This window comes from Amycolatopsis sp. NPDC059021 (assembly GCF_042739895.1).
GTDB lineage: Bacteria > Actinomycetota > Actinomycetes > Mycobacteriales > Pseudonocardiaceae > Amycolatopsis.
The window spans coordinates 1-1,882 of record NZ_JBHYIQ010000216.1 but is presented as its reverse complement, the minus strand read 5'-3'; the positions used below and the strand labels follow the sequence as shown (position 1 = coordinate 1,882).

Sequence of the window (1,882 nt, the reverse complement as noted above, 5' to 3'; positions counted from 1 at the left end):
ACTCACAAGGTCCGATGTCATCACTCACAGTGCCCATCCCGCCGGACCTCAGCCCGGCGTGTCGGGCCGGAAACACCGATCTTGGAACACTCCCTACGTCTCAGGGGCCAGCCAGCGGTCACTGAAAGTGATGGTGAGGAGTGTGCGCCGGTGCGACGGAGGAGCATTGAAGTGGGTAACGGCCAGCGCGGATCAGGTGCCTCGGATGACAAATACCACGTCCTCGATGCGGACTGGGGGAAGATTCGCGTCCCAAAGGATAGCCTGATCGCCCTCGCTCTCAACCCAGAAAACGAAGAACGGGAGCGTCGATTGCTCATCGAGCGTGGCACGATGAACTGGAGCATAAGCAAATTAGGTGATCTCCTCTGGATGTTCGTCCCGGAATTCCGGCCGATGATCGCCGAACTTGCTCGACGCGAGTTCTACGAGGCGGTACAGTACAATCGATTCTTGACTCCCATCCGTGAAACGCCATTGGCGGACGCTCTGTACACTGAGATAATACGGCCAATCATGACCGTTCTGCCTGAAAAGCAAGAACTGCTCGAAAGATGTCTTCTGGTCATGCATCGGATACTGGCGGAGACGAGAGACTTATACCACCTGGATGTTTTCTGCATAGAGATTCTCGATCCGCTATTCGCCGCTGGGCATCGCGCTGTCATCGAAGCGCTCAACCCCGACCTTGTCCTCCTGGTCGAGGAACTCAACGCGCAACAAGAGGTCGAACGGTCGTCATGACGCGAACTACCTTAGGGCGACTTCGGCAGCGATGACGAGGTCGCCCCAGCAAGGAGCTATGCTCCGCTGAGGGGCGTGATACCCAATCCGGTGCTTCTTTGCGGGCAAATCGCCGCAGAAGGCCCAGGTCAACATCGGTAAAGCGTCTGATTGGGGACTGGTGCTCTGCGGCGAGGTCGAAATGCGGGTCCAGGGTGGACGTTCCGGGAGCGGAAGGTGACCAGAACCGACTGCACTGGTCGCTGCACCCGATGGAACCCAGGATCGTCCCGACACTTCGGCGGCTTCCATGCTGGAAGGTGTCAAATGGTTCACCAGGTACTGTTGGTTTCCGCAGTGAATGAGACGCTCGTGGGCGCGCTCGTACGGCTCCCGCGTATGCCGGGTAGGCACGTTCCGGCGTCCGGACGACCGGGCGACTTCAGGCGGGGTTGTGATGCTCAGACCGTTGCTGTTGTTGGATGTCGATGGCCCGCTGAGTCCGTGGGCTGCCGGTAAGGACGTGAAGCCGTCAGGGTTTGTCGAGCACCGGTTTCGGTTACCGGGGTGGAGTCGCCGGCGGCCGCTTCGGATGTGGCTCAATCCGGCGCTGGGGCCTGCATTGCTGGGGCTGGCGGGTCAGGCCGGGCTGGAGCTGGTGTGGGCGACCAGCTGGGAGCATCGGGCCAACACGATGATGGGCCCGGCGATGGGCTTGCCGGTGCTGCCGGTCATCGAGTTTCCTGCGGGGTTGCAGCCTCGGCCGGGGCAGCCGTTCACGTGGAAATATGGACCCGTGGCTCGCTACGCCGCCGGGCGTGCGCTGGCGTGGTTGGATGACGACTTCGAGGTCTACCCGGCCGCGCGGGATAGGTTCATTGAGCGACGGCGGGCTGAGAGCCTTCCGACCGAGTTGATCGATGTGAATCCGCGGACCGGGATCACCGACGATCATCTGGCGGCTGTCGCGGCCTGGGCACGATCGCTGTGATCCCACGGCTGAGCAGCGACGCAAAGGTCATCGCAGAACGCTGACCCGGCTTAGCGGAGCTCGTTACTAGGACTTGAGCGAAGCCGTTGGCGCCGGCGCCGGACCGCGCCGTTGCCGGCGCCCACCGTCACTACCCCGCGACCCAGTGCGGGACAATGGTCCAGCGTT

General features: G+C 62.0%; 2 protein-coding genes. Both read left to right on the top strand.

Annotation, left to right across the window (positions count from 1 at the left end):
* The first annotated feature begins 171 nt into the window (after positions 1 to 171).
* Positions 172 to 744, top strand: a complete 573-nt coding sequence (locus tag ACFWX1_RS48085) for a hypothetical protein (protein ID WP_378396630.1) — start codon at positions 172 to 174, stop codon at positions 742 to 744.
* Between the two features lie 448 nt (positions 745 to 1,192).
* Positions 1,193 to 1,714, top strand: a complete 522-nt coding sequence (locus ACFWX1_RS48080) for an HAD domain-containing protein (protein WP_378396629.1) — start codon at positions 1,193 to 1,195, stop codon at positions 1,712 to 1,714.
* The last annotated feature ends 168 nt before the right edge of the window (positions 1,715 to 1,882 follow it).